Origin of the sequence: Microbacterium sp. NPDC096154, from assembly GCF_040302945.1 — a bacterium.
In the GTDB taxonomy this organism is placed as follows: Bacteria; Actinomycetota; Actinomycetes; order Actinomycetales; family Microbacteriaceae; genus Microbacterium.
Genome location: NZ_JBEOSM010000007.1, coordinates 195,868 through 214,953 on the forward strand (window position 1 = coordinate 195,868; position 19,086 = coordinate 214,953).

At 62.1% G+C, this 19,086-nt stretch carries 20 protein-coding genes and 1 pseudogene; 8 read left to right on the forward strand and 13 right to left on the reverse strand.

The genetic code is table 11. The features are described 5' to 3' along the window. Positions 1-52: 52 nt before the first annotated feature. Complete coding sequence (locus ABTW64_RS11495; protein WP_350622526.1) at positions 53-919, reverse strand: PHP domain-containing protein; 867 nt, start codon at positions 917-919, stop codon at positions 53-55. Positions 920-1,059: 140 nt separating this feature from the next. Here ABTW64_RS11495 and ABTW64_RS11500 point away from each other — a divergent pair, with 140 nt between their 5' ends. After that, complete coding sequence (locus ABTW64_RS11500) at positions 1,060-2,088, forward strand: endonuclease/exonuclease/phosphatase family protein (protein ID WP_350622476.1); 1,029 nt, start codon at positions 1,060-1,062, stop codon at positions 2,086-2,088. A 40-nt stretch (positions 2,089-2,128) separates the two neighbouring features. Here the strand turns inward: ABTW64_RS11500 and ABTW64_RS11505 are convergent, their stop codons facing one another. Further along, positions 2,129-2,521, reverse strand: coding sequence for a DUF3054 domain-containing protein (locus tag ABTW64_RS11505; protein ID WP_350622478.1), 393 nt, complete (start codon positions 2,519-2,521; stop codon positions 2,129-2,131). Positions 2,522-2,583: 62 nt separating this feature from the next. Here ABTW64_RS11505 and ABTW64_RS11510 point away from each other — a divergent pair, with 62 nt between their 5' ends. Next, positions 2,584-3,981: an aminopeptidase P family protein gene (locus tag ABTW64_RS11510; protein ID WP_350622480.1), complete on the forward strand. Its 1,398-nt coding sequence runs from the start codon at positions 2,584-2,586 to the stop codon at positions 3,979-3,981. 73 nt (positions 3,982-4,054) lie between these two features. Beyond that, on the forward strand, positions 4,055-5,053 hold the full coding sequence (locus ABTW64_RS11515) for a DUF2804 family protein (protein WP_350622482.1): 999 nt from the start codon (positions 4,055-4,057) through the stop codon (positions 5,051-5,053). A 17-nt stretch (positions 5,054-5,070) separates the two neighbouring features. Here the strand turns inward: ABTW64_RS11515 and ABTW64_RS11520 are convergent, their stop codons facing one another. Beyond that, complete coding sequence (locus tag ABTW64_RS11520) at positions 5,071-5,730, reverse strand: alpha/beta hydrolase family protein (protein WP_502892330.1); 660 nt, start codon at positions 5,728-5,730, stop codon at positions 5,071-5,073. Next, positions 5,727-6,449: a YflT domain-containing protein gene (locus tag ABTW64_RS11525; RefSeq protein ID WP_350622484.1), complete on the reverse strand. Its 723-nt coding sequence runs from the start codon at positions 6,447-6,449 to the stop codon at positions 5,727-5,729. The genes ABTW64_RS11520 and ABTW64_RS11525 overlap by 4 nt, the downstream gene beginning before the upstream one ends. A 75-nt stretch (positions 6,450-6,524) precedes the next feature. On the opposite strand from ABTW64_RS11525, the gene ABTW64_RS11530 reads away from it, so the two are divergent. The 4 genes from ABTW64_RS11530 (at position 6,525) to ABTW64_RS11545 (ending at position 10,086) form a co-directional block, all read left to right on the forward strand. Then, positions 6,525-7,013: an ASCH domain-containing protein gene (locus tag ABTW64_RS11530; RefSeq protein ID WP_350622486.1), complete on the forward strand. Its 489-nt coding sequence runs from the start codon at positions 6,525-6,527 to the stop codon at positions 7,011-7,013. Positions 7,014-7,076: 63 nt separating this feature from the next. Next, on the forward strand, positions 7,077-8,369 hold the full coding sequence (locus ABTW64_RS11535; RefSeq protein WP_350622488.1) for a magnesium transporter MgtE N-terminal domain-containing protein: 1,293 nt from the start codon (positions 7,077-7,079) through the stop codon (positions 8,367-8,369). Then, positions 8,369-8,908 (forward strand): DUF1003 domain-containing protein, encoded by a 540-nt coding sequence (locus tag ABTW64_RS11540; protein ID WP_350622490.1) that lies wholly within the window; start codon positions 8,369-8,371, stop codon positions 8,906-8,908. The genes ABTW64_RS11535 and ABTW64_RS11540 overlap by 1 nt, the downstream gene beginning before the upstream one ends. Beyond that, a complete protein-coding gene (locus tag ABTW64_RS11545) occupies positions 8,905-10,086 on the forward strand; it encodes an Mrp/NBP35 family ATP-binding protein (RefSeq protein ID WP_350622492.1) in 1,182 nt (393 codons plus the stop codon). Before ABTW64_RS11540 ends, ABTW64_RS11545 begins: the two co-directional genes overlap by 4 nt. 172 nt (positions 10,087-10,258) lie before the next feature. Here the strand turns inward: ABTW64_RS11545 and ABTW64_RS11550 are convergent, their stop codons facing one another. Further along, a complete protein-coding gene (locus ABTW64_RS11550) occupies positions 10,259-10,636 on the reverse strand; it encodes a twin-arginine translocase TatA/TatE family subunit (RefSeq protein WP_350622494.1) in 378 nt (125 codons plus the stop codon). Positions 10,637-10,713: 77 nt separating this feature from the next. Between ABTW64_RS11550 and ABTW64_RS11555 the strand changes: the two genes are divergently transcribed. Next, positions 10,714-11,343: an O-methyltransferase gene (locus ABTW64_RS11555; RefSeq protein ID WP_350622496.1), complete on the forward strand. Its 630-nt coding sequence runs from the start codon at positions 10,714-10,716 to the stop codon at positions 11,341-11,343. A 64-nt stretch (positions 11,344-11,407) separates the two neighbouring features. Here ABTW64_RS11555 and ABTW64_RS11560 read toward each other — a convergent pair whose 3' ends face one another. From ABTW64_RS11560 to ABTW64_RS11595, 8 genes and pseudogenes are all read right to left on the reverse strand, one after another. Continuing rightward, the gene (locus ABTW64_RS11560) at positions 11,408-11,578 is read right to left on the reverse strand and encodes a DUF3117 domain-containing protein (RefSeq protein WP_203138100.1); all 171 of its coding nucleotides are present in this window, start codon (positions 11,576-11,578) and stop codon (positions 11,408-11,410) included. A gap of 121 nt (positions 11,579-11,699) precedes the next feature. Next, on the reverse strand, positions 11,700-12,911 hold the full coding sequence (locus ABTW64_RS11565; protein ID WP_350622499.1) for a hypothetical protein: 1,212 nt from the start codon (positions 12,909-12,911) through the stop codon (positions 11,700-11,702). Beyond that, positions 12,893-13,123: pseudogene (locus ABTW64_RS11570) on the reverse strand (succinyl-diaminopimelate desuccinylase); the annotation flags it as partial. The pseudogene ABTW64_RS11570 and the gene ABTW64_RS11565, both read right to left, overlap by 19 nt. Positions 13,124-13,129: 6 nt before the next feature. Next, positions 13,130-14,809 carry an arginine--tRNA ligase gene (argS, locus tag ABTW64_RS11575; protein WP_350622501.1) on the reverse strand — a complete coding sequence of 560 codons (1,680 nt, stop codon included), beginning with the start codon at positions 14,807-14,809 and terminating at the stop codon, positions 13,130-13,132. Continuing rightward, complete coding sequence (locus ABTW64_RS11580; RefSeq protein WP_350622503.1) at positions 14,806-15,231, reverse strand: YwiB family protein; 426 nt, start codon at positions 15,229-15,231, stop codon at positions 14,806-14,808. The genes argS and ABTW64_RS11580 overlap by 4 nt, the downstream gene beginning before the upstream one ends. An 87-nt stretch (positions 15,232-15,318) precedes the next feature. After that, positions 15,319-16,335, reverse strand: coding sequence for a hypothetical protein (locus ABTW64_RS11585; RefSeq protein WP_350622505.1), 1,017 nt, complete (start codon positions 16,333-16,335; stop codon positions 15,319-15,321). Between the two features lie 193 nt (positions 16,336-16,528). Further along, entirely contained in the window at positions 16,529-18,253 is a 1,725-nt protein-coding gene (locus tag ABTW64_RS11590; protein ID WP_350622507.1) for an ABC transporter ATP-binding protein, read from the reverse strand. Between the two features lie 81 nt (positions 18,254-18,334). Further along, positions 18,335-19,086: FecCD family ABC transporter permease (locus ABTW64_RS11595; RefSeq protein ID WP_350622509.1), on the reverse strand; the 752-nt coding region annotated here is incomplete at its 5' end.

Here is a 19,086-nt window from a genome sequence, read left to right on the forward strand (position 1 = left end):
CGCCCGCATTCTCTCTCGGCCCCGCACGGCGGTGCGCCGGTACCTGATCCCGCTATCCGGGGTAGACGGGCTCGATGCCCGTCGCCCGCTCGATGATGCGCGCGACCATCTCGTCGCTCGTGGTGTTCTCTCCCGGGATGTTCGGCTTGCCCCGACCGTGGTAGTCGCTCGATCCCGTCACGATCAGGTCGCGCTCCTCCGCGATCCGTCGCAGGATGCGCTTGCCCTGCGCGGTGTTCTCGCGGTGATCGATCTCGAATCCCGCCAGCCCGGCGTCGATGAGCGCGTGCAGGGTCTCCTGGGGCATCATCCGCGCCCGTCCCGCCGTGCTGGGGTGGGCGATCACCACGACGCCCCCGGCGCGCGTGACCAGCTCGACCACGCGAAAGGGGTCCGGGGCGTAATGGGGCTCGTAGTAGCCCTCCCTGGGATGCAGGATGCCCGCGAACGCCTCGCCGCGGTCCCGCACCAGCCCGCGCGCCACGAGGGCATCGGCGATGTGGGGCCTGCCCACGGTGGCGTCCTGCGTCGTCTGCGCGAGCACGTCGTCCCAGGTGAGGTCGTAGTCGCGGCCGATGTTGGCGACGATCCGCTCGGCACGGCCGATCCTGTCGCCGCGGATCCGCTCGGTCTCGGCGCGCAGAGCGGCGTCGTCCGGATCGAACAGGTACGACAGCATGTGCACGCTGCGCCATTCGTGCTTGGCCGAGAACTCCATGCCCGGCAGCAGCGTCATGCCCAGCGACGTGGCGGCCTCCGCTGCCTCCGCCCAACCGGCCGTCGTGTCGTGGTCGGTCAGCGCCACGGTGCGCAGCCCGTGACGATGGGCCGACGCCATCACCTCGGCGGGCGGCTCGGTGCCGTCCGAGCGGGCCGAGTGCAGGTGCAGGTCGCTCGGTCCGCTGAACCGCGGCCGCATGCCTCCCGCTTCCCCCACGGAGCCGATGGTAGTCCCCCGCGGCCGCTCCCCCGGCGACGGGCGCGGCGAGTGCGACCGCTCCCACGCCGCATACGCACGACATCCGCCGGATTCCCAGCGGCGCGACCTAGGCTCTCACCGTGCTGCGCGTCTTCGGGGTCCTCGTGACGGTGCTGTTCGCCATCGCGACCGCCGTCGTCACATGGCCGCAGTTCTTCCGTCTCGAGCAGACGCTGCCCGTCGCTCAGATCGTGTCGATGCGGGGCATCCTGGTGGTGGCCTTCGCTCTGCTCACGCTGCTGTTCGCTCTGATGGCGCTGGCCCGCCCGATGCGCGGGTTCGCCCTCTCGATGGCACTCGTGGCCGGTGTGGGAGCGATCGCCGGCGGCGTGACGCTCGGTCTGCGCGGCTACGGCGACACCCTGCCGTCCGAGACCGCGTCGAGCGTGCGCGTGATGACCTGGAACACCGCCGGTGATGCCACGGGCGCGTACCAGATCGCGCAGACGGCGGTCGCGATGAACGCCGACATCATCGCCCTGCCCGAGACCGCGCAGAGCGTCGGCGAGGACGTCGCCGTCGAGATGCGCGAGCTCGGCCGCCCGATGTGGGTGCACCACGTGCAATACAACGAGGAGATCGAGCGCGGCCCGCAGTCGTGGGTGACCACGATCCTGATCTCTCCCGAACTGGGCGACTACGCCGTGATCGAGTCGTCGGGCGACGGCTCGAGCAACACCCAGCTGCTGCCGAGCGCCGTGGTCATGCCGGTGGACGGCGAAGGCCCCACCGTCGTCGCCGTGCATGCGATCGCGCCGCGTCCGGCCTACATGGACGTCTGGAAGCAGGACCTGCGCTGGATCGCCGACCAGTGCCCCGAGGGCGAGAACGTGATCATCGCGGGCGACTTCAACGCGACCCTCGACCACCTGACGCCCCTCGCGGAGGGCGACGCCGACCTGGGCTACTGCCACGATGCCGCCGCAGCCACCGGCAACGGCGGGGTGGGAACCTGGCCCACCGACGTGCCCGCGTTGCTGTCGACGCCGATCGATCACGTGATGCACTCGGCGCACTGGCGCGCCACCGGCTCGGTCGTGCTCACCAACCTCGACGGCGCGGGCAGCGACCACCGCCCGATCGTGGTTCAGCTCGAGCCCACCGGCTGAGCCGGCCTTCCCTGCGCGCGCTTCCCTGCGGCGGCTTCCCCTATGCGCGCTCGCGCTGTGCGCGCCGCACCGCGAGCGCCGCGAGCCGCCAGCCGAAGAGCAGCACGGCGAGGCTGATGGTGGCGACGATCACGAACGGCAGTGCCGTGCCCTGTCCCGAGACACCGCGCAGGATCATTCCGCCCGCCACGGCCGCGATCCACACGATCGCCCCCGCCGCCACACGCTCGAGCGGGCGGCGGAACGCGAGGGCCACGAGGGTGCCCGCGAGAAGGCCGGCGACGAAGGGCCAGGCAGTGACGATGTACCCCGGGCCGAAGACCGCCTCGTCGTGGGACGCCCGACCGATCGCGCAGAACACGAGCACGAGCACGAGATCGAGCGCGAACGCGACGGCGGGGTGGAGGCGGCGGGTGCGGGAGGCATCGGTCACGCGACCAGCTTAGGAAGACGGGCGGCGTGACCGCGTCGGATGTCGGTGCGAGACTTGTGGACATGAGCGACACCGAGCAGCAGACCGAGCAGCAGCCGCAGGGCGTGACGAACCGCAGGCAGCCGTTCCCGCAGGGCTTCCTCGAGACGATCTCGGAGGGCTGGGCCGAGCGCCCCGAGCAGCTGCCGCCCCTGCGCGAGCAGGCGCCCTACGCAGCGGCCCGGCGCGCCGCCGTGTCGGCCGCCTTCCCCGGCAGGCGGCTCGTCGTCCCGGCAGGGGCGCTCAAGCAGCGCAGCAACGACACCGACTATCCCTTCCGCGTGCACTCGGCGTTCGCGCACCTCACCGGATGGGCGACCGACTCCGAGCCCGACTCGCTGCTGGTGTTCGAGCCCACCGCCGACGGCCACGACGTCACGCTCTACTTCCGCGAGCGCGCCGACCGCACGACCGCGGAGTTCTACTCCGACGCCACCATCGGCGAGTTCTGGATCGGCCCGCGACCGGCGCTCGGGGGCGTGGCCGGCGAGCTCGGGCTCGCGACCGCCCACATCGACGTATTCGAGGCAGGCGACGACGACCTCGTGGTCGACCAGGACGAGGAGCTGACGCGTTTCGTGTCGGAGCTGCGCCTGCGCAAGGACGAGTACGAGATCGCGCAGATGCGCCTGGCGGTGCAGGTGACCGCCGCCGGCTTCGACGACATCGTGCGCGAGCTGCCGCGCATCGTCGAGCACCCGCGCGGTGAGCGCGTGGTCGAGGGCGTCTTCCACCAGCGCGCGCGCAGCGACGGCAACTGGGAGGGCTACGACACGATCGCCGCTTCGGGTCCGCATGCGTGCTACCTGCACTGGACGCGCAACGACGGCGCCGTGCTGCCGGGAGATCTGATCCTGATCGACGCCGGCGCGGAGGTCGACAGCCTCTACACGGCCGACATCACGCGCACGCTGCCCGTGAGCGGCACGTTCACGCCCATCCAGCGCACGATCTACGAGACCGTGCGCGAGGCCGCCGACGCGGCGTTCGCGGCGGCGAAGCCCGGTGTGCGGTTCCGCGAGCTCCACGAAGCGGCCATGCGGGTGCTGGCTCAGCGCACCGCCGAATGGGGCCTGCTGCCGGTCACGGCCGAGGAGGCGCTCGACGCCGACCGCGGCGGCCAGCACCGCCGGTACATGGTGCACGGCACGAGCCACCACCTCGGCATCGACGTCCACGACTGCGCGCAGGCCCGACGCGAGATGTACTACGACGGCGTGCTCGAGCCCGGCATGGTGTTCACGATCGAGCCGGGCCTGTACTTCCAGATCGACGACGTCACCGTGCCCGAGGAGTATCGCGGCATCGGCGTGCGCATCGAGGACGACATCCTGATGACGGCGGACGGCCCCGTCAACCTGTCGGCCGACATCCCGCGCACGGCCGACGAGGTCGAGGCCTGGATCGCACGGCTGTCGTAGCGCTCCGCGCCGCCGACGGCGGAGGCGGCTCGGCACGCACGGCTCGGGCCTTGCGAGCCACTAGCGTGATCGTGTGATCACCGCTGACAGTGTCGTCGAGAACGGTTCCCGCCACTTCGGTCGTTTCGCGCGCACCCCGCGCGAAGCGAACCCCGCCGACGAGTTCCGGGGCGTCCGGCGCCTCTTCGAGGACTGGCGCACGAAGGAATGGGCCGGCTTCACGCTGGGCCACCCCGAGCTGTTCAGCTCGATGATCGTGCAGGACGCGAAGTACCTCGCGAGCAGCGAGATGTACGTGTTCGACCGCGCCACCGGCAGCCTGTCGCAGTGGGCGGGATCGATGAGCCCGCGTCGCCTGACGCTGCCCGCCGACATCCTGCGTTCGCGCGTGAGGTTCGCCGACGAGAAGAAGGGGCACCGCATCGGCTACGACTTCGCGGACGAGCGCATCGTCATCACGATCGAGATCGCCGCGCAGGCTGAAGGCCCCGCCGTCACAGGGCGTCTCGAGCTGGATCCCTCCCGCGCGTCGGCTCCGCTGGTCGTCAGCAGCAGGCTTCCGGGCGGCGGCCGGATGTACACCAACAAGATCGTCTTCCCGGCGTCCGGCTCGCTGCGGGTCGGCGGCCGCGAGTATGCGTTCGACCCGGCGCGCGACTTCGCGATCCTCGACGAGCACAAGTCGCACCTGCCCTACCGCACGCGCTGGGTGTGGGGCACGTTCGCGCTGCCGCACGACGGCGGCTTCCTCGGAGCGAACTTCGCGCACCGACCGCACACGCCGGGCGAGGAGGAGGAGTCGGCGATCTGGACCCCCACGGGCGTCGAACCCCTCTCCGACATCACGTTCACGCCGCAGGGCGAAGACCGCCTGAGCCCGTGGCGCATCCGGTCGGCCGACGGACGGCTCGACGTGACCTTCTCCCCGCAGGGCCGCAAGGACGTCAACGTGAACTTCGTCGTCGCCGCGCTGCGCTATTTCCAGATGTACGGCACCTACACCGGCACGGTGAACGGCATCGACATCGGCACGGTCGGCGGAGTCTGCGAGGACTTCGCGGCGCGGCTCTGACGCCGTACGCCGCGGCGTCAGCCGCTGATGAACCGCGTGAGGATGGGCGCCAACTCGGCGCCGATCACATCGGCGGGACGCTTGCGCCCCTTGACCTCGAACGAGTGGTTGCCGCCCTCGACCCACTCGACTGCCGCGTCCTGGCAGGAGGCGAGCGCCTCGCGGAACTGCGCGAGCGGCTGGATGAACGGGTCGAGGTCGCCCTCGACGAAGAGCTGGGGCTGCACCACGTGCGGCAGGTGCTCGGCACGCGGCTTCTCGGGTCTGCCGGGCGCGTGCAGCGGGTAGCCGAGGTACGCCAGACCCTCGACCGGGAAGCCGCCCTCCGCAGCCGCCATCGACGCCATGCGTCCGCCATATGACTTGCCCGCCGCCCACACGGGCAGCCCCTCGGCAGCCGCCCGCACCACTGCCGCTCGCCACGTCGCGATCGCGTCGGCCGGTCGTCCGGGCATCCGCCGCCCGGCCTCGGCATAGGGGAAGTTGAACCGGATGACCGTCACCCCGCCGGCGGCCACGGCTCCCGCGAGACCTGCGAGGAACGGGTGGCGCATGCCCGCGCCCGCGCCGTGGGCGAGCACCAGCACCGCCCGCGCGTCGTCAGCCCGGTCGATCGCGAGGGAGACCTCCTGCGGGCCGCCGCTGAGCGGCACGGAGAGGGTGGACTCCACCGTCACGCTCGGTCGGAGTCCTTCGAAGCCTCTCCGCGGGGCTCCTCAGCCTGCGGCGTCCCCTCCGCGTCGGGCGACGGCGCGGCGCCCGACGGCGTCTCGGTCTCGGGAGCCGGCGGCACGTGCGCCTCGGGTCCGGTGTGCGCCGCGTGCGCCCCCGGTACGGCCGGCGGCGCGGGATCCACCCGCACGCCATAGCGCGGCGGCTCGTCGAACGAGCGCGGCGCGGACACCGCCGGCGCGTTCGGCGGCACGCCGGCACCGCCGCCGCCCAGCACCTGACGCGCCTTGGCGACGCTGCGGGGCAGCACGGTCACCTCGTAGTGGTCCGCCGTGACCTGCATGACGCTCGCGAAGTCGCGGCGGCGGCGCAGCATCGCGTAGGCGATCAGGCGGAAGAGCATCCCGAAGGCGATGCCGACGAGCAGCACGCCCGCGAACGCCGAGATCGGCAGACCGGGCGTCCAGATCACGACCATCGCGGCGAAGAGCAGGCCGAGCAGCACGCCGTTCACGGCGCCCGACCACGCCGCCTGGGCGTAGCCGAGCTTCCCGGTCACCTTCTCGACCGAGCGCAGCGCAGTGCCGACGATCGCGATGTCGGCAGCCGGAACCTCGCCCGCGATGAGGCGCGACACCGCCTTCTGCGCGGCGTCGTACTCCTTGAAGCTGGCGATCGTCTCGCCCACCTCGAACGGCCTGCCCATCCCGCTCATCATGCTCATGTGCGCCATTCTCCCATGCGCCCTCCGCCGGCCCCGGGGCGTTTCGCGCAGCGCGGATCCCCCTACGCTGGGCCGGTGAGCATCCCCGATCCGGACCCCTCGATCCTCGCCGCATTCTGGTCGCGGGCGCGCACCGGGATCGCGCACACCGAGCCAGGGCTGGCGCTGCCGCACGAACCGCCTTCCGCATGGGGATTCGGAGCCACCCCGCAGCACGCCGACGCGCTCCTCGCTCTGGTGATCGACGGCATCAAGACCGGCACGTCGAGCGCGCTGTGGGACTACGAGGTCTCGGGCGAGCCGCTCCCCCAGCGTGGTCAGCTCGATATCGTGACCGACGGATCCGGCACGCCCCGGGCCGTGCTGCTCAACACGGCTCTCGAGATCCTCCCGTTCCGCGACGTCGATGCCGCGCACGCGCACGCGGAAGGCGAGGGTGATCGCTCGCTCGCGCACTGGCGCGACGTGCACGAGCGGTTCTTCACCGCCTATGCCGGGCACGATCGCGGGTTCTCTCCCGACATGCCCGTGGTGGTCGAGCGATTCCGCGTCATCCACTGCTGATGCCTGCTGTCGCGGCGCCTCCGCCGGGATCGCGGACGGGGCGCCCGGGCTAGTCTGGGAGGCATGAGCACGCAGAGGGTTTTCGCGGCGCGCCTGGCCGGCTGCCCCGTCTTCGACCCCGCGGGCGACCGGCTCGGCAAGGTCCGAGACGTCGTCGTCGTCTACCGAAGTAAGGCGGCCCCGCGCGTGATCGGCCTCGTGTGCGAGATCCCCGGCCGTCGCCAGGTGTTCGTGTCGATCGGACGCGTCACCTCCATCTCCTCGGGGCAGGTCATCACGACCGGCCTCATCAATGTGCGCCGCTTCCAGCCGCGTGCCGACGAGGTGCGCGTGCTCGCCGAGGTCGTCGGGCGCCGGGTGCACTTCGTCGACGGCAGCGGCTCGGCGGTCATCGAGGACGTCGCGATCGAACCCAACCGCGTCGGCGAGTGGGCCATCGGCCAGCTGTTCCTGCGCATGCCCAAGACCAGTGCGTCGCCGTTCGCCAAGGGGCGCACGCGCTTCGCGGCCTGGAGTGAGGTACGCGAGCAGCACACGCCGGGCGAGGCCCAGTCTGCGGAGGCGCTGGCGGCCAGCTACGCGGAGCTGCGCCCCGCCGACCTGGCGAACACGCTGCTCGACCTGCCCGAGGAGCGGATGATCGAGGTCGCCGAGGAGCTGTCCGACGAGCGCCTCGCCGACGCCCTCGAGGAGATGCCCGAGGACGAGCAGGTGCACATCCTCGAGAAGCTCGGCGACGAGCGCGCGGCGAACGTGCTCGACGCCATGGAGCCCGACGACGCGGCCGACCTGCTGGCCGAGCTCGAGCCGGAGCGCTCCGAAGAGCTGCTGCAGCTCATGGAGCCCGAGGAGGCCGAGGACGTCCGCATGCTGCTGCGCTACGGAGCCGACACGGCCGGTGGCCTCATGACACCCGAGCCCATCATCATGTCGGCCGATGCGACGATCGCCGAGGCGCTCGCGACCATCCGGCGTCATGAGCTGCACCCGGCGCTGGCGGCGAGCGTGTTTGTCACGCTGCCGCCGTACGAGACGCCCACGGGCCGCTTCCTCGGTGCCGTGCACTTCCAGCGCATGCTGCGATATCCCCCGCACGAGCGCATCGGGGCGATCCTCGACGACACGCTCGAGCCCGTGCCCGTCACGGCGTCGGCCGCCGAGGTCGCGCGGCGCCTGGCCAGCTACGACCTCGTGTCCCTCCCCGTGGTGGATCAGGCCCGTCGACTCGTCGGCGCGATCAGCGTCGACGACATGCTCGACTACCTGCTGCCGGACGACTGGCGCTCGCAGGACGCCGACGAGCCCCTGCCGCCGGCCCCCGTGACCGGCTCGATCCCGACGGTGAGGCGAGGGTGATGACCGCGCGCGACATGTCCCGCCCCCAGGACGCCCGTGGCCGCACCCCGCGGCTCGCCTCGACGAGCCCGGCGCGCGACCGCGACCGGTTCGGCCGCGCCACCGAGTGGATCGCACGAGCGATGGGAACGCCCGCGTTCCTGATCGCGCTGACCCTGTTCTGCGCGCTCTGGATGCTCTGGAACTCCCTCACGCCCGAGGGATGGCGCTTCGACTCGGCCGATCTCGGCTTCACCGCCCTCACCCTGGCGCTGTCGCTGCAGGCGTCGTATGCCGCGCCGCTCATCCTGCTCGCGCAGAACCGCCAGGACGACCGCGACCGTGTGCAGATCGAGCAGGACCGCCAGCGGGCCGAACGCAACCTCGCCGACACTGAGTACCTGGCGCGCGAGATGGTCTCGCTGCGCCTTGCCCTCGGCGACATGGAGGAGCGCGTGGTGACCCGCGAGGCCCTGCGCGAGGAGCTCAAGGCGCTGCTCGAGGAGCTCGACGCGCGCGCCGAGCGCGCCGGCGACGAGCCCGCGGAAGAGAGCAAGTGACCCAGGACCCAGCCCGTCCCGCGGCGGCGCCTGACGCGCTCGCCGACCGGGTGCGCGACGCCGTGGGCCGCGTGTCCGACCCCGAGCTGCGCCGTCCCCTCGCCGAGCTCGACATGGTGCGCGGCGTGGAGGCGGCGGGCACGGACGTGCGAGTGGAGATCGCTCTGACGATCGTCGGATGCCCCGCGGCCGACCGCATCGAGTCGGATGTGCGGCGTGCGGCCGAGTCGGTCGACGGCGTCGGCGCCGTGACGATCGACGTCGGCGTCATGACACCCGCTCAGCGGCAGGCGCTGACGTCGCGGCTGCGTCCTGCGCGCGGCATGCCCTTCGGGCCGGACTCCCTCACGCGGGTGATCGCCGTGACGAGCGGCAAGGGCGGCGTCGGCAAGTCGACCGTCACCGCGAACCTCGCCGTGGCCCTCGCGCAGCGCGGGCTCGCCGTGGGGCTGATCGACGCCGATGTCCACGGCTTCTCGATCCCTCCCCTGCTCGGGCTCGCGCACGACGGGACGGTGGCTCAGCCGACGCGCGTCGACCAGCTCATGCTGCCCCCCGTCGCCCACGGCGTGAAGGCGATCTCGATCGGCATGTTCCTGCAGGACGACGGATCGGGCGCCGGCGGGCGGACGGGCGCCGTCGCGTGGCGCGGCCCGATGCTGCATCGCACGGTGCAGCAGTTCCTCACCGACGTGTACTTCGGCGACCTCGACGTGCTGCTGCTCGACATGCCGCCCGGGACGGGCGACGTGGCGATCTCGGTCGGGCAGCTGCTGCCTCACGCCGACGTGCTGGTCGTGACGACCCCCCAGGCCGCGGCGTCGGACGTGGCGGTGCGCAGCGGCCTGGTCGCCCGTCAGACCGGCCAGCGCGTGATCGGCGTGGTCGAGAACATGGCGGCGATGACGCTGCCCGACGGCACCCTGATGGATCTGTTCGGCGCGGGCGGCGGGGCCGAGGTCGCGGAGGCGCTCTCCGCGGACGGCGACACCGTTCCGGTGCTCGCGTCCATCCCGCTCAGCCAAGCGCTCCGCGCATCCGGCGACGCGGGACATCCGGTCGTCGTCGCCCACCCGGACGATCCGGCCGCCGTCGCGCTGACCCGCCTGGCCGAGCGCATCGCAACGCAGCGGCGCCGCCTCGCCGGCCGCCTGCTGCCGGTCGCCCCGGCCCGCTGACCGGACGAGCACACGCCAAGCCCGAGTACACACCAAAGTCCGTGTGCACTCGACCGGCAACCCCGCCCCGGCCCCGAGTACACACCAAAGTCCGTGTGCACTCGCGCCCGGAACTCGGGGTCGAGTGCACACTCTCATTGGTGTGCACTCGAACCGGAGCACCGGGACGGGGTCAGGTCGCCTCGGAGTCGAACGGGGGCGGGGCCTCGGCCGTGAACGTCTGCCGGGTGAGGGGGCCGGAGGGGCGCGGCGGCGCGATCACGCGCGGCTCGGGCGTGGCCGCGGCGGGCTCGTCGTCGTCGAGCAGCGCCTCACGGATGATGCGGCGCGGGTCGTACTGGCGCGGGTCGAGCTTGCGCCAGTCGACGTCGTCGAACTCGGGCCCCATCTCTTCGCGCACGCGGCTCTGGGCGCCCTGCGCGAAGGAGCGCACGCGCTTCACGGTCTGGGCCAGCAGCTCGGCGTAGCGGGGCAGCCGCTCGGGGCCGATGAGAAGGGCCGCGATCGCCGCGATCAGCAGCACCTTCTCGAAGGTGAGCCCGAAGAACATGGCTTCCAGCCTACCGGCCGCGCCTGCACGGTCCGCTCCGCCGTCGACCGTACGCTGGAGGGGAATCAGGAGGTTGGATGAGCGAGCATGACGCGATCGCGCGCTTCGCACGGGAGACGGTCGTCGAGCCGGACCACATCGCACGCGCACGCCTGCATGCCCTCGAGCTCGGTGCGGCGCCGATCAGTGCCGGCGTGGGCGCGCAGTGCGCCGTGATCGCCGCCGCGACCGCCGCGCGGTCGATCATCGAGATTGGCACGGGCGCGGGCGTCTCGGGGCTCTGGCTGCTGCGCGGAGCCCCGAAAGCGGTGCTGACGACGATCGACTACGAGCCCGAGCATCTCGCTGCCGCCCGCCAGGCGTTCACCCAGGCCCGGGTCCCGTCGTCGCGCGTGCGGTTCATCACGGGCCGCGCCGCAGATGTGCTGCCGCGCATGAACGAGGCGTCGTACGACATCGTGCTGGTCGACGCCGACCCCGAGAACGTCATCCCGTACGTCGAGCACGGCCTGCGCCTCGCGCGCGCCGGCGGGACCGTGCTGGTGCCGCGCGTGCTGAACGGTCGCGTCGCCGATCCGGTGCAGCGCGACGCCGTCACATCCGCGTATCGCACGCTGTTGCAGGAGACGCAGGGGTCGGCCGCGGTCATCCCCGCGCTGTCGACGATCGGCGAGGGCCTGCTCCAGCTCACGACCGTGGCAGAGTGAGCGCCCGGTAACGAGAGAAGGGCCGGATCCCCACGGGGATCCGGCCCTTCTGATTCTCCGGGCTTCAGGCGCCGACGACCTCGCCGAGCACGCCGTACAGCTCCTTGGCCTCGTCATCGTTCACCGAGACGACCAGACGGCCGCCACCCTCGAGCGGAACGCGCACGATGATGAGGCGCCCCTCCTTCACGGCCTCCATCGGTCCGTCACCGGTTCTGGGCTTCATGGCTGCCATCGTGGCTTCCTTTCGTCGTGGTCTCCCCCTGTGAGTTTACCGGTCTGGAGCGCCCCGGCCCACTCGTGACCGAATCGCCGACGCGATATACCAGCCGATCACGCGCGCCCTGCGGCATGTGTCAGGGCACCTGCCAGTAGGTATTCCCGTGGCCGTACATGAGCGCGATCCAGAGGCACTGACCGGCGACGCAGACGCCGAGGGTGACGGTCCTGCCGAGCGCGGATCGAGGTGCCGCGCCCCACAGCGGCGAGAGCGGCAGCAGCAGCCGGAACGTGCTCGACTGCGGGAAGAACACGGCGAGCAGATACAGGATGTAGCTCACGGCCCAGAGCTGCATCTCGGGTCCCAGCCGGCGCACCCGCCGCGAGAGCAGCCCCACCGCGGTTCCCCCCACGAGCAGCGCGAGGGCGACGTAGCCGCTCCACTCGGGCAGCCCCCAGCGCGCGAACCAGAACTCGGCGGCGCGCACCCATCCCTCGAGGGGCACGAACGACTCGATGCCGGGGATCCAGCTGCGACGCCACGCGAGCTCGGTCTCGAGGTAGGCGTCCGGCACGCCCGTGACGAGAGCGGCGATGACCTGCCACGAGAACCCGACCGCGACAGCCAGTGCACCGAGGGCAACGATGTGCGCGATCTCGCGCGCGGCGAGCGAGTCGGAGCGACGATGCCACCAGCGCCAGACGCCGTACAGGCCCAGCAGCAGGGCGAAGGCGAGCACCCCGGGTCGCGTGTATCCGAGCAGCGGGATGAGCACGTACAGCCACCCCCATCGGCGCCGCACGAGGGCCAGCAGGGCCGCCAGGAGCAGGGCCATGAACAGCGACTCGGCATATCCCACCTGGAACAGCGCCGCCAGCGGCGAGCTGGCGAAGAGCACGACGGCCCACGTCGCGGAGTCCTCGCCGATGCGCGGCCGCAGCAGGGCGTGCAGCGCGAGGCACGCCGCGTAACCCGCGACCAGCGAGATCGCCAGCGCGCCGGCTCCCCACGTGCCGAACCCCACGATGTTCGCGGCATGCGCGTACACGGGCATGAAGGCCCAGGGGTTCTCCCGGACCACGCCGCTCTCGTCGAGCGGCAGCTCGCTGGGGTATCCGCCGAACGCCACCGTCCAGTACCACTGGGCGTCCCATCCGAGCACGTAATCGGCGAGCGAGGGGTCGGAGCCGAAGCGGGAGTCGGCGGGAGAGGCGCCCGCGACGACGAGCATGATCGCCGTGGTCAGGAGGCGCGAGGCCGCATAGATCAGCGCGACTCGCGCGGCGACGGGCCACACCCGCCACGCGGCGCGGGCACGCGCCCCGGGCGTCAGCGGGACGTCAGCCACGCCCGCAGCCCCCGCTCGACCTCCTCGATCTGCGAGACGGCCACGCGCTCCTGATCATGATGCGCGAGCAGCGGGTCGCCGGGGCCGTAGTTCACGGCGGGCACTCCGAGCTTTGAGAAGCGGGCGACGTCGGTCCACCCGTACTTGGGGCGCGGCGTGCCGCCCACCGCGCGCAGGAAGTCCTGTGCGAGCGGTGCCTCGAGACCGGGACGCTTAAATTACATGCGATCTGGTGCAGAAACACCAATTAACGTTAATACATTTTTTATCGCTGTACGTACACTACCTAGCAACGCTAGACGAGCAAGGCTTTGCTCCATATCCTCAGTAATGACACGTTCTGCACGATAATAGCTGTGTAATAACGAAGCTAACTCATACACATAACGAACTAAACGATGAGGGGCGTAAAGACTAGCCGCAGCACTGATTTCTTCTGGAAGCTCTCCTACCTTACGTAGCAAATCATATTCATGCTCTGTAGTAAGCTTATTAAAGTTCACCTTGTTAATGTCATCAATGATAATGCCCTGCTCTTCAGCTTGACGGAAGATGCTGCAAATACGAGCATGTGCATATTGTACGTAAAATACAGGGTTGTCATTTGAGGTCGATACCGCTAGATCCATATCGAAATCAAGATGAGAATCCATACTACGCATCGTAAAGAAGTAACGAATCGCATCTACGCCAACCTCATCCATCAAATCTACCATCGTAACCGCTTTGCCTGTCCGCTTAGACATTTTGACCTTCTCGCCATTTTGGAACAAGCTCACCATCTGTGCAATGAGTACGGTCAATTTATTAGGGTCCTTCCCTAATGCTTCCATTGCCGCGCGAATCCGAGGCACATAACCATGATGATCTGCTCCCCAAATGTTAAACATGCGGTCATAACCACGTTCATATTTATCACGATGATAAGCGATGTCCGGTGTTAAATACGTATACGTCCCGTCATTTTTCACCAAAACACGATCCTTATCATCGCCATAATCTGTTGTTCTTAGCCATGTCGCACCTTCATGCTCATAGACTTGTCCTTTGCTTTTGAGCTCCTCTAGAGATAATTCAACCTTTTTATTCTCATAAAGGGACGTTTCACTAAACCAAATATCAAAATCAACACGAAAACGAGCTAAGTCACGTTTGATCTTATTTAATTCCTTTTCCAATCCAAATTTACGCAGGAATTCCATTCGATCTTCCTCTGACATTTGCAGAAGTGCTTCTCCTTGCTCTTCAATTAACTCCTTAGCAAAACCTTTAATGTCTTCGCCATGGTAACCATCCTCAGGCATTGGAACGTCCTGACCAAGCGCTTGTAAATAACGTGCCTCAATCGATTTGCACAAATTCACAATTTGATTGCCTGCATCATTAATATAATACTCGCGTGTCACATCATAACCTGCAAAATCTAGAATGTTGCACAATGCATCCCCTACTGCCGCCCCACGAGCATGACCCAAATGTAGACTTCCTGTAGGATTGGCACTGACAAACTCCATCTCAACCTTTTGACCTGCGCCATCCTCCACACGTCCATAACGTTCATTTTGCTCGTACACTTGTTTAATAACGGGATACAAATAGCTTTTGCTTACTGTGAAGTTAATAAATCCTGGCCCAGCAATTTCTGCACGCTCAATGCCTGCTTTGGCTAAGTCCATATGCTTAATAAGCTCCTCGGCTATTTGCCTTGGATTCCGTCTTGCGATACGGGTAAGCTGCATCGCTGCATTTGTAGCGAGATCACCGTGCGCTTTATCTTTTGGAACTTCTAATGTAATCGTCGGGACTTCCTCTAATGAGGCTAAACCAGCCGCAACAATTGCATCGCTAATTGCTTGCTTTACATCTAAGTTCAGTTGTTCTAATGGACTTATTGTCATGATTTCACTTCCTCCTGTATATGTAAACTATTAATGAACTGTCCGTTTAGCTCTTCATACACATACAAATCATACTCCCATGTAATCTTTAGTTCGTTTCCATGATTGTGGATTTCTAGCTTATCGGTCTGTGTAGACAGATTAAAGCTTGTGTATGGCGAACGATAAAAACCTGGACAACGCTGCTCGGCAATAAAGCTTTGCTCCGATTCAACGCTGCCATGGCGAATTATTTTCAGACTATGATCAGAAATTTTAAGTAACGTACGGACTTGTCCTTGATGAGGCATCGATTGCTCTTCTGTGTACTGAACATAACAGGTGTTGCCTTTCACCTGCATCACCCCATCAAATTGCCCTCTAGTCTGCTCAGATCCCTGCTGACTCACAATTTGGATAAGAACCTTCTTTTTCTCTGACATAACTAGTATAATCCCCATTCCCTCAAATACTCACAGGTATTTATTATACCGTTAGCACTCTTGTAATGCTATATCTATCTCTATAGTTTAGACTAAGGGGCGCGTTAAAACTAAAAATGCAACCTTATCCTGCTCAAAATAAAGATGAAATGTATAGTAATCGCCAACTTTGTAGCTCCACCTACTCGGTAGCTTTAATGTTTTAACATCAAGTATACGTTCGACTTCATTTTTACTCATTCCTATTTTAATCCCGTTCTTAGTCTTATGTGAGCGATCCATAAATACGATTTGACCTGGTAACATTACAATCTCATCAGCAATATTGATCACTTCAGAAATTTGGACTGAATCATTATCATAAAAAGGGATTTTCCAAAGCGCTGTTTCCTGCGTCAATTTTTGCTGCCATCCCTTAAAGTCTAGCTCATCAATTTGAAGCTGCTCCGCTTGTATTTGATCCGCTTCATCAGTAGTCGCCTGCTGCTCTTCTATCGTCGCTTGTTGCTTTAAATGATCAAATAAGGCTAGCTTCTTATCTTGTTCCAGCACCCGATTCATCAGCAATAATACTTGATCATTTGCATAATACCATTTGCTATCCACCTCATACGCATTCACGGTAACATCATATGGAAGCACAATAGGTTCCTTTGCCCCAACATCAATTTGAACCTGTACATTTTGGGCAGAAAACATAGAAGACGTAGAAGATGTAGCAGTTGCAACCTGTGCTTCCGCAATGGTCGTATCCGTCCATCTCAATGCATCAAGTATAGTTTGTGTATCATATTTGGAAAGTGAAGACTTCTTCCCCTCCCATTTGATTGTAATGGCTTTAACGTCCTTTTCCCTCCACGACTGCTGCTCTAGTAAATAAGGATTAATTACCTTACCACTAGAATGTAGCTCACTAGAGGGTGGGGGGCTGTTTGTAATTTGTTTATTTATTTTTTCTTCTGACTGTGGAGGCGGAGATTCCTTCTCACGATCCTCCTCCTTAGAAGAAGGCCAATAGGTCGTAACCGCAATCGTGAATAGTACCATAAACATGATTGCCAGCGCAGACCTTGGTTTTGGTGGTTTATTTCGAGGTTCCCTCATATGCATAACTCCTCCAAGGAAATTCCTAATTGTATACTCATTCTTGATCCTCTGTATACTGCCTACTGCCCATCATAGCATAGCTTTTGATACGATAAAAACCCTCATTCTTAACACGTAGCTCCAATAAGCACGCTCAGAATGAGGGAATTTATAACTATTCTGCTTCTAGTTGCTTCTTAATATAAAATGATTAAGCGAATTGTGTACCAAATTGAGCACGATGCAGACGGCTGTAAGTACCCTCTAATTGAAGTAGTTGCTCATGTGTTCCTTCCTCTAATACGCCTTGCTCTGCAACAACGACAATCCGATCAGCATCCTTAATGGTCGCTAAACGATGGGCAATGACCAATGTCGTTCTGCCTTTGGACAACTCAGACAAAGCAAGCTGAATCGCTGCTTCGGTTTCTGTATCTAGTGCAGAAGTCGCTTCATCCAAAATTAAAATCGGAGGATTTTTCAAAAACATACGTGCAATGGACAGGCGTTGCTTTTGACCACCAGACAGCTTTACTCCACGCTCCCCAATCATCGTATCTAAGCCTTCCGGATATTCTAATATTAATTCCTCTAGCTGGGCTCGTCTTGCCGCCTCCCAAATGGCTTCCTCCGAAGCATTCAAATCACCATAAGCGATATTTTCACGTATTGTACCATCAAACAAAAAGACATCCTGCTGCACGATCCCAATATGGGTACGGAGTGACTCTAATGTTAAATCACGGATATCAATGCCATCAATTTGAATTGCACCTTCATCCACATCATAAAATCTTGGCAATAAGCTACAAAGTGTGGTTTTACCCGCACCTGATGGGCCAACCAGCGCCACTGTTTCTCCAGCGTTGATGTGTAAGTTTAGGTTTTTCAAAATTTTATCTTTATTTTCATAACCAAAGGTAACATCCTTATAGGAAATGTTCCCTTTAATATTTGTTATCGTTTTAGCATTAGGAGCATCTGCTACATCTGGCTCTGTTTCTAACAGCTCCATATACCGTTTAAAGCCAGCAATCCCTTTCGGGTAGGTCTCGATGACACTGTTAATCTGCTTAATCGGTCCTAAAAATATATTAGATAACATCACAAAAGCAACAAATTCACCGTAGCTCATTTCTTTTTGAATCACAAACCATGTCCCACAGACTAATACAAACAAATTAACAAACCGCATTAAAATAAAGCTCACTGAGGCGTTCCATGCCATAATGCGATACGTTAATAGTTTAGTTAGACGAAAACGTTCATTATTAACTGCAAACTTTTCAATCTCATGATTTTCATTTGCAAAAGCTTGAACAACACGAATTCCACTTACGTTATTTTCTACTCTTGCATTATAATCCGCGATATCTGCAAACATTTTATTAAATGCTCTAGACATTTTCCGGCTGAAATACAACGATAGGTAAATCATTAATGGAACAATGATGAAGGTTAATACTGCCAGCTTCCAATTGATCCCTAACATAATGCCAAAGGCACCCGTTAACGTCATGATCGCAATAAATAAGTCCTCTGGCCCATGGTGGGCAATTTCCCCAATATCCATTAAATCATTTGTCATACGCGATACTAAATGTCCTGTTTTCGTATTGTCAAAAAAGCGGAAAGATAACTTCTGCACACGATCAAACAGCTTTTTACGCATATCCGACTCAATACTAATCCCTAGCTTATGTCCCCAATACGTGACTACAAAATTTAAAAATGCACTAAACAAATAAATCGTTAACAAAATAATGCAGGCATACAAAATCGTTTTCCAATTGCCTTGAGGAAGCAAATCATCAATCACTTTATTAATTGCGAGCGGAAACACCAATTCCAATAAAGCTGCAAAAATTGCACATGAAAAATCTATAATAAAAAGCCACTTATAGGGCCGATAATATTCAAAAAAGCGCCTGAGCATGTCATCCCTCTCTCTTCAAATTTTAATATTTAAAAAACTGCTTATTCCAGCCTATTTGTTACCATTTTATTACTATGTTCATTAATCTTTAGCTTTGGCTAATAAGTAAAGGAAGAATGGTGCACCCAATACAGCTACAACTAGACCTGTTGGTACTTCAGTTGGCTGTAAAATCCATCTGCCTATCGTATCTGCCGCAATGACCAGCAAGCTACCTACTAGGGCTGAGGTTGGCAACAAGTATTGATGTCTTGGGCCTACTAATCGTCTTGCCACATGGGGTCCAATTAAACCTACGAAGCCAATTCCCCCACTCACTGAAACACAAGAAGCTGCTAAGCCTACTGCTGCCGCAAGGAACTTGATTTGCTCTCTAGACACGTTTGCGCCCAAGCCCATTGCCGTATTTTCGCCAAGATTAAGCACATCAAGCACCCTAGCTTTTATGAATATGTAGGGAAGCAAAATTACAATCCAAGGAAGTAGTGTCCATACGAACTTCCATGTAGTACCCCAAATACTACCTGCGAGCCATGTAGCAACAAACTGGTATTTTTCAGGGCTTAAACGTAATGTCAGCACAATCATAGCTGAACTAATGCCCGCGGATATTGCGACCCCAGTTAAAATTAAACGCGTAGGCAATATACCTTTATTACGTTTATAAGACAATCCATATATTATTGTTGCTGTTAACGAAGCACCCACCAGCGCTAAAAATGGCAACGCGAGCACAGGTACCGCTGTGGTTGCAGGATAAAATGCGATAAATAACATAACGACTAACCCTGCACCAGAATTAATCCCTAAAATCCCTGGGTCTGCAAGTGCAT

Bases quoted from the DNA above. Each gene is read 5' to 3' on its own strand.
- ABTW64_RS11495 (WP_350622526.1), bottom strand. From the start codon at position 919: ATGCGGCCGCGGTTCAGCGGACCGAGCGACCTGCACCTGCACTCGGCC.
- ABTW64_RS11510 (WP_350622480.1), top strand. From the start codon at position 2,584: ATGAGCGACACCGAGCAGCAGACCGAGCAGCAGCCGCAGGGCGTGACG.
- ABTW64_RS11525 (WP_350622484.1), bottom strand. From the start codon at position 6,449: ATGAGCATGATGAGCGGGATGGGCAGGCCGTTCGAGGTGGGCGAGACG.
- ABTW64_RS11535 (WP_350622488.1), top strand. From the start codon at position 7,077: ATGAGCACGCAGAGGGTTTTCGCGGCGCGCCTGGCCGGCTGCCCCGTC.
- ABTW64_RS11540 (WP_350622490.1), top strand. From the start codon at position 8,369: ATGACCGCGCGCGACATGTCCCGCCCCCAGGACGCCCGTGGCCGCACC.
- ABTW64_RS11550 (WP_350622494.1), bottom strand. From the start codon at position 10,636: ATGTTCTTCGGGCTCACCTTCGAGAAGGTGCTGCTGATCGCGGCGATC.
- ABTW64_RS11555 (WP_350622496.1), top strand. From the start codon at position 10,714: ATGAGCGAGCATGACGCGATCGCGCGCTTCGCACGGGAGACGGTCGTC.
- ABTW64_RS11560 (WP_203138100.1), bottom strand. From the start codon at position 11,578: ATGGCAGCCATGAAGCCCAGAACCGGTGACGGACCGATGGAGGCCGTG.
- argS (WP_350622501.1), bottom strand. From the start codon at position 14,809: ATGACAATAAGTCCATTAGAACAACTGAACTTAGATGTAAAGCAAGCA.
- ABTW64_RS11580 (WP_350622503.1), bottom strand. From the start codon at position 15,231: ATGTCAGAGAAAAAGAAGGTTCTTATCCAAATTGTGAGTCAGCAGGGA.
- ABTW64_RS11585 (WP_350622505.1), bottom strand. From the start codon at position 16,335: ATGAGGGAACCTCGAAATAAACCACCAAAACCAAGGTCTGCGCTGGCA.
- ABTW64_RS11590 (WP_350622507.1), bottom strand. From the start codon at position 18,253: ATGCTCAGGCGCTTTTTTGAATATTATCGGCCCTATAAGTGGCTTTTT.